Here is a 7050-nt window from a genome sequence, read left to right as displayed (position 1 = left end):
AATCTACACCGCGCAGAGTCGAGCGCACCGGCCTACGGGAAGGCCGGTGCGCTCAGGTGACGTATGAACGGCTGGATTCAGTGCCCCGGGCCGGAAGGGCTCTCGCCCTCGGAGTCCGCCCGGCCTTCCGCCCCCGCGGAGCCGCCGGGGGGCTGTTCGGCGTCCTCGGCCAGGGTGGACCGGCCGGGGTTGGTACCCGTCGACGCGGCGTCGGCGCTGTAGATGTCGGGCTCCAGATAGATGACGCGGGCGATCGGCACCGCCGCGCGGATGCGGGTCTCGGCGGCGTTGATCGCGTTGGCGACCTCGGTCGCGGTGTCGTCGTGCTGGACGGCGATCTTGGCGGCGACCAGCAGTTCCTCGGGGCCGAGGTGGAGCGTGCGCATGTGGATGATGCCGGTCACCGTGTCACCGTCGACGACGGCGGCCCTGATCTTCGTGATCTCTTCGGGTCCCGCCGACTCGCCGAGGAGCAGGGACTTCGTCTCGGCGGCGAGCACGAGCGCGATGACGATGAGCAGGACGCCGATGCAGAGGGTGCCGATGCCGTCCCAGACGCCGTCGCCGGTGGCGAGCGCGAGGCCGACACCGCCGAGGGCGAGGACCAGGCCGATGAGCGCGCCGAAGTCCTCCAGCAGTACGACGGGGAGCTCGGGGGCCTTGGCGCGGCGGACGAAGTCCGTCCAGCTCATCGTGCCGCGGGTCTGGTTGGACTCGGTGATCGCCGTACGGAAGGAGAATCCCTCAGCGATGATCGCGAAGACCAGCACGCCCACCGGCCAGTACCAAGCCTCGATGGGGTGCGGGTGCCTGATCTTCTCGTAGCCCTCGTAGACCGCGAACATGCCACCGACCGAGAACAGGACGATGGAGACGAGGAAGGCGTAGATGTACCTCTCGCGTCCGTAGCCGAAGGGGTGCTCGGGGGTGGCCTGGCGTTGTGCCTTCTTCCCTCCGAGCAGCAGGAGCCCCTGGTTCCCGGAGTCGGCCAGCGAGTGGACGCTCTCGGCGAGCATCGACGAGGAGCCACTGAAGAGGAACGCCACGAATTTGGCCACCGCGATGGCGAGGTTGGCGGAGAGTGCCGCCACGATCGCCTTGGTTCCGCCTGACGCGCTCATGGGTGCCTGGTGTCCCTTCCTCGGTGCTGCAAACGCGGATCGGTGCCGCGAACGCGGATCGGTGCCGCGGACGCGGATCGGTGCCGCGCTCATGGATGGCCGCGGTACGGCCGCACATTGTTGCAGCACCGTGGACGGGCGGTGCGTCAGGCCACCACTGTCGCCCGGAAGAGTGTGCCGTTACCTGACGTTTCAACCGTTTCGCCTGCCGGAACGAAGACCGAGCCGCCCGGGACGAGGTCCAGGTCACCGGTCCGCAGCGAGCCGGCGGTGCAGAGCAGGATCTGCGGGGTGGCGGCCGTCAGATCGACGGGGGCCGCGCCGGGCGTGAGGTCGTAGCGGGACAGCCGGAACTCGTCGACCGGCGTCTCGTACGGCTCCTCGCCGGAAGGTGCGGCCTCGGGGCGCAGTACGCCCGGCTCGGTGGCCTCGAAGCGCACGACGCGCAGGAGTTCGGGTACGTCGATGTGCTTGGGGGTGAGTCCGCAGCGCAGGACGTTGTCCGAGTTGGCCATGATCTCGACACCGAGGCCGTCGAGGTAGGCGTGCGGGACGCCCGCGCCGAGGTAGAGCGCCTCGCCGGGCTGCAGCCGCACGTGGTTGAGGAGCATCGCGGCGATGACCCCCGCGTCGCCCGGGTAGTGACGGGCGATCTCCGCGTACGGGGCGTGCGGGCCGCCCAGGCGTTCGGCGGCGGCTGCTGCCTCCCCGACGGTCGCGGCCATCTCCTCCGGGTCGGCGGTGAGGATCGCGGTGAGCACCTCACGGAGGGCCGCCTCCTCCGGGTGGGCGCGCAGCAGGTCGGCGTACGGCTTGAGGGAGTCGACGCCGAGCGCCTCCAGCAAGGCGGCTGCCTCGTCGGGCCGGCGGAAACCGCAGAGGCCCTCGAAGGGGGTGAGGGCGCAGATCAGTTCGGGCTTGTGGTTGGCGTCCCGGTACGTGCGGTGGGGGGCGTCGAGCGGGATGGCGCGGGCCTCCTCGTCGGCGAAACCGATCCGGGCCTGCGCGAGGTCGGGGTGGACCTGGAGGGAGAGCGGGGCTCCGGCGGCGAGGAGCTTGAGGAGGAAGGGGAGGCGGGGACCGAACTTCTCGACGGTCGCGGCGCCGAGTTCGCGGGCGGGGTCGGCGGCGATGACCTGGTCGAGAGGGAGTTCGGCGCCGTCGCGGGTGAGCAGGGACGGCGCTCCGGGGTGGGCTCCCATCCACATCTCGGCCTGCGGCTCCCCCGTGGGCGGGGTGCCGAGCAGCTCGGGGATGGCCGTGGTGGAGCCCCAGGCGTAGGGGCGCACGGTGTTGGAGAGCCGGTCCATGGGGTGGTCCTCGGGCTTTCGTGAAGGTGTGGCAGGCGGGACGGGTGAGGCGGGTGCGGCGGGTGAGGCTGGCAGGACAGCTGAGGCGGGTGAAGCGGGCAGGACAGCTGAGGCGGGTGCGGCCGGCAGGACGGATGTGGCGGGCGGGGTGCATCCGTCCGGCCCACGCCGCCCGTGGGGTTCGGGCCGCGCGGGGCGTCGCTCGCGACAGGTCTCGCCCGGTCGTCTCAGGCGGTGTTCTCGGTGGCCGGTGGTTCGGTGGCCAGCGAGAGGTAGACGGCGGCGAAGTCGGTGACGGCGAGGAGTTCGGCGAGCGCTTCGAGTTCGCTGCCCTCGTCGGGTTCGAGTTCGCTGATGGCGGTGTCGTGGCCGAGAGCGAGTTCGCGGGCGGCGGGGGCGGCGGTGAGCCCGCCGGTGGGCCGGTCCCGGAGGAGGACGACACGGGCGCGCAGCGCTTCCCCCTCGTCGACGCGGTCGCGGAAGAAGTCCTCGGGGTCGGCTCCGGCCGCGAAGTCCCCGGCGAGCAGGGCGCCGTGCGAGGGCAGGGCTTCGGGGAGCGGCGCGGTGAGCGCCGGGCGGCCGGCGAGTTCGGCGAGGACGGCGGCGAACCGGCGGCCGACCGGGCCCGCGGCCTCGCCCTCGGTCCAGACGAGCGGCAGCGTGTCGGCGAGCTCGGCGGCGAGGGTCTTGGCCGGGTTGCTGTAGGTGGCGATGGCGGGTCCGCACCGTTCGGCGGTGCGGTCCAGCCGGTCCGCGACCTTGCGCAGGTCCTCCTCGGACGCCGAGAGCAGTCCGACCCGGTCGAGCAGGGCGAGGAGCGGGGTGAGCAGCGCCCAGAGGGTGCCGGGGCCCGCGGCCGAGGTCTCGGCGTCGTACTCGCCGTGCGGGGCGGCGGCCATGGGGACGAGGAGCCCGTGGGCCCTCTCGACGGCTTCGCGCAGCGGTGAGCGGGTGGGGGCGACGGCGACGACGGAGCAGCCGCGCCGGTAGGCCTGTTCGGCGAGGAGCGAGAGGCCGGGTTCGGCGCCGTCGGCGGTGGCGAGGAGGAGCAGGTCGACCGAACCCGCCCAGCCGGGCAGGGTCCAGCGCAGCGCTCCGCCTGCCGGGGCGACGCCGGTGGGCCGGATCCGGGTGACCGGCGCGGCGGCTCCCGCGAGGGCGCCGATGATGTCGGCGACGCCCGCGGCGGCGGTGCCGGGTCCGGCGACGAGGACGGCGCGCGGCCTGCCTTCGGGGGTCAGCCCTCCGACGCCGGCCTCGGCCGTGTGCAGGGCTGCGGTACGGACGCGGGCGCCGGCCTCGGCGGCCCCGCGCAGGAGCCCTCGGCGGTCGGCCCTGGCCAGGGCGTCCGGGGCGTCGAGCAACGTCTCGTCGAGCATGGCGGTGGGCCTCCGGTCACCGTGCGGATCAGTGTGCGGCTGCCGGGAGCGGTCGCGGGCGGTTGCCGCCGGATGGTCCGGAGACGTCGGCCGTACGTGCCCGGCGTCCGGTCACGCGGGGCGGCGGGCCTCGTCCACGAGGAGCACCGGGATGCCGTCGCGGACCGGGTAGGCCAGACCGCAGTCGGCGCCGGTGCAGACCAGCTCCGGGCTGTCGTCCGCCGTGCGGTCGTCGAGCGGGGAGTGGCACGCCGGGCAGGCGAGGATCTCCAGAAGGCCGGCTTCGATCGCCATGGGGCGGGTCCCTTCGAACATGCGGTTGAGCTTCGCGCGGTTGGGGCGAGGCCAGCCTACCGCCGGGGTGCGGGGGCCGGGCGGGAAGGCGCCGGAGGCCGCGCGACGACCGGGTGGACTCGTCGGCGCCGGTCGCGGCATCGCCCGGCGGCGGCACGGGGTCCGGTCGGGGCACGAACGGGCGGTGGCCGGTGGACGGACGGACCGCGTTTCCCCTTCGGACGGGCCCGTCCGAAGGGGAACGCGAAAGATGCGGGAACACGCCCGCGCCGGACGGGCCGCCGCGGACGAAGGGGCAGCCGCCTACGCCCGGATGAGGGCCAGTGCTTCGTCCCGTACCGCCGTCATGGTGGCCTCGTCGCGGGCTTCGACGTTCAGACGCAGCAACGGTTCGGTGTTGGAGGCGCGGACGTTGAACCACCAGTCCGTGGAGGCGACGGTCAGACCGTCCAGCTCGTCGAAGGTCACGTCCTCGCGGTCGCCGTACGTGGCACGGATCGCGGCGAGGCGGTCCGACTGGTCGGCGACGGTGGAGTTGATCTCGCCGGATCCGGTGTAGCGGTCGTACGAGGTGAGCAGCGCGGAGAGCGTGCCCGGCTGTCCGCCGAGGGCGGCGAGGACGTGGAGGGCGGCGAGCATGCCGGTGTCGGCGTTCCAGAAGTCCCGGAAGTAGTAGTGCGCCGAGTGTTCGCCGCCGAAGATCGCGCCGTGCTCGGCCATCTCGGCCTTGATGAAGGAGTGCCCGACGCGGGTGCGGACGGGGGTTCCGCCGTTCTCACGGATCACTTCGGGGACGGACCACGAAGTGATCAGGTTGTGGATGACGGTGCCCTTGCCGCCGTTGCGTGCGAGTTCCCGCTCCGCGACGAGGGCGGTGACGGCGGACGGCGAGACGCCCGTGCCGCGTTCGTCGACGACGAAGCAGCGGTCGGCGTCGCCGTCGAAGGCGAGGCCCAGGTCAGCGCCCTCGGCGAGGACGCGGGCCCGCAGGTCCACGATGTTGGCCGGGTCGAGGGGGTTGGCCTCGTGGTTCGGGAAGGTGCCGTCGAGTTCGAAGTACATCGGTACGACGTCGAGCGGCAGGCCCTGGAAGACCGTGGGTACGGTGTGGCCGCCCATGCCGTTGCCCGCGTCCACCACGACCTTGAGCGGCCGGATCGCGGTCAGGTCCACGAGACCGAGGAGGTGGGCGGCGTAGTCGTCGAGGGTGTCGCGTTCGGTGAACGTTCCCTCGGCGGCGGCCGGGGCGGGAGCTCCGTGCTCGGACCACCGTTCCACGAGCGCGCGGATGTCGGCGAGGCCGGTGTCCTGGCCGACCGGGGCGGCCCCCGCCCGGCAGAGCTTGATGCCGTTGTACTGGGCCGGGTTGTGCGAGGCGGTGAACATCGCGCCGGGCACGCCGAGGGTTCCGGAGGCGTAGTACAGCTGGTCGGTGGAGCAGAGGCCGATCAGGGTGACGTCGGCGCCGCGGGCCCGGGCGCCCCGGGCGAAGGCGCCTGCGAGGCCGGGGGAGGACGGGCGCATGTCGTGACCGATGACGATCGCGTCCGCGTCGGTGACCTGGACGAACGCCGCGCCGAAGAGTTCGGCGAGCGATTCGTCCCACTGGTCGGGTACGACGCCGCGCACGTCGTACGCCTTCACGAGCTGCGACAGATCAGCAACCACGGCCGGTCCTCCTGGGGTCTGGGCTGAGCGCCCAAACTACCCGGCCCCTGGTACGCCGCTACGGGCCGCCCACCAGCGGTGCGGGACGGCGGACGGGCCGCCGTCAGGAGTCGGGGGAACGCAGGACCCGCAGGTGGCCCCGGCGCGCGACCTCGACGGGGTCGGCGGTACGCGGCCCACGGCCGGTTCCGTCCTGGCCCCGGTCGCGCGGGCGGGCGGCCTCGCGGACGGCGTTGGCCAGCGCTTCGAGATCGTCGGCGCTGTGGTGGGTGGGGGCGGAGGAGTCGGTGAGCCGGACCACCTCCCAGCCCCGGGGCGCGGTGAGCCGCTCACTGTGTTCGGCACAGAGGTCGTAACAGTGGGGCTCGGCGTAGGTGGCGAGCGGGCCGAGGACCGCAGTCGAGTCGGCATAGACGTACGTCAGTGTCGCGACGGCAGGACGGCCGCACGCAGTGCGCGAACAGCGACGTACAGGGCTCACGACGTTGGACGGTACCGCACTCTTGAGCGGGCTGCGACGACCCTCCCCCGGGTCGGGCCGCCGTGTCGTCCCTCGTTCCCGGCGACGGGGGCCTTTCCGTCGGCCGCGCCCGTCCCCCGCCGGCCGGAGAGCGGCTGGTCACAGAGGTTCCACTTGTGTGCGCCCGTGGGCACCCCGTGGTGACGGGGAGGGCGGGGAGTGAGGATTCGGTGATCACGAGCAGGGCCGAAAAGTGGCTCAACTTGGCTGGAAAATCGAGGTTGAGATCCCTTCCGCGGGAGGTGCCGACGCGGCGGCCGCACCCCGTGCCCGGGCGTCGGACCACCCGCGCCGAGAGGGTTACGCTGCGTCGGTGATGGACAGTCCCGTACCTTCGCCCCCGCCCGACCCCCGGCCCCGGCACCGCGACCGCCACGGCCGCGGCATGCGCGGGCCGTTGGCCCCGCCGCAGGTACCGCTGTCGGTGAGCCGGGCGGAGACCTTCAGCGATCTCGTGCAGGACTCGGTGGAGCGCCTGGAAAGGCGCTGGCCGCAGCTCGCCGAGGTGGACTTCGTGGTGCAGGACGCGCCGGTGACGTTCGAGGACACGGTGCCCCTGGGGCGCGCGGTCTCGGCGGCGAAGGGGCAGCCCGCGCAGATCGTCGTCTACCGGCGTCCCGTCGAAATCCGGTCGAAGAGCCGGGACGAGCGGGCGCTGCTGGTGCACGAGGTCGTGGTGGAGCAGGTCGCGGAGCTGCTGGGGCTCTCCCCCGAGTCCGTCGACCCCCGGTACGGGCAGGACTGAAACGGGGCGGCAC

At 73.1% G+C, this 7050-nt stretch carries 7 protein-coding genes; 1 reads left to right on the top strand and 6 read right to left on the bottom strand.

Annotated features, from left to right (window positions below):
- Nucleotides 1-77 precede the first annotated feature (77 nt).
- The 6 genes from ACFWEP_RS29260 to ACFWEP_RS29235 form a co-directional block, all read right to left on the bottom strand.
- Entirely contained in the window at nt 78-1121 is a 1044-nt protein-coding gene (locus ACFWEP_RS29260) for a cation diffusion facilitator family transporter (protein ID WP_387374465.1), read from the bottom strand.
- A gap of 146 nt (nt 1122-1267) precedes the next feature.
- Nucleotides 1268-2431, bottom strand: a complete 1164-nt coding sequence (gene manA / locus ACFWEP_RS29255) for a mannose-6-phosphate isomerase, class I (protein ID WP_387374463.1) — start codon at nt 2429-2431, stop codon at nt 1268-1270.
- 227 nt (nt 2432-2658) lie between these two features.
- Nucleotides 2659-3810 (bottom strand): SIS domain-containing protein, encoded by a 1152-nt coding sequence (locus ACFWEP_RS29250; RefSeq protein WP_387374462.1) that lies wholly within the window; start codon nt 3808-3810, stop codon nt 2659-2661.
- 111 nt (nt 3811-3921) lie between these two features.
- Nucleotides 3922-4104 (bottom strand): Trm112 family protein, encoded by a 183-nt coding sequence (locus ACFWEP_RS29245; protein WP_275493923.1) that lies wholly within the window; start codon nt 4102-4104, stop codon nt 3922-3924.
- Nucleotides 4105-4407: 303 nt separating this feature from the next.
- A complete protein-coding gene (locus ACFWEP_RS29240) occupies nt 4408-5772 on the bottom strand; it encodes a phosphomannomutase/phosphoglucomutase (RefSeq protein WP_387374460.1) in 1365 nt (454 codons plus the stop codon).
- Nucleotides 5773-5875: 103 nt separating this feature from the next.
- On the bottom strand, nt 5876-6253 hold the full coding sequence (locus ACFWEP_RS29235; protein WP_328721366.1) for a DUF3499 domain-containing protein: 378 nt from the start codon (nt 6251-6253) through the stop codon (nt 5876-5878).
- 355 nt (nt 6254-6608) lie between these two features.
- Here ACFWEP_RS29235 and ACFWEP_RS29230 point away from each other — a divergent pair, with 355 nt between their 5' ends.
- Nucleotides 6609-7037, top strand: a complete 429-nt coding sequence (locus ACFWEP_RS29230; RefSeq protein ID WP_387374458.1) for a metallopeptidase family protein — start codon at nt 6609-6611, stop codon at nt 7035-7037.
- The last annotated feature ends 13 nt before the right edge of the window (nt 7038-7050 follow it).

The organism is Streptomyces sp. NPDC060198, assembly GCF_042728415.1.
Lineage (GTDB): Bacteria > Actinomycetota > Actinomycetes > Streptomycetales > Streptomycetaceae > Streptomyces.
Note: the sequence above shows the minus strand (reverse complement) of the source record. Positions and strands in the feature narration are given on the sequence as shown.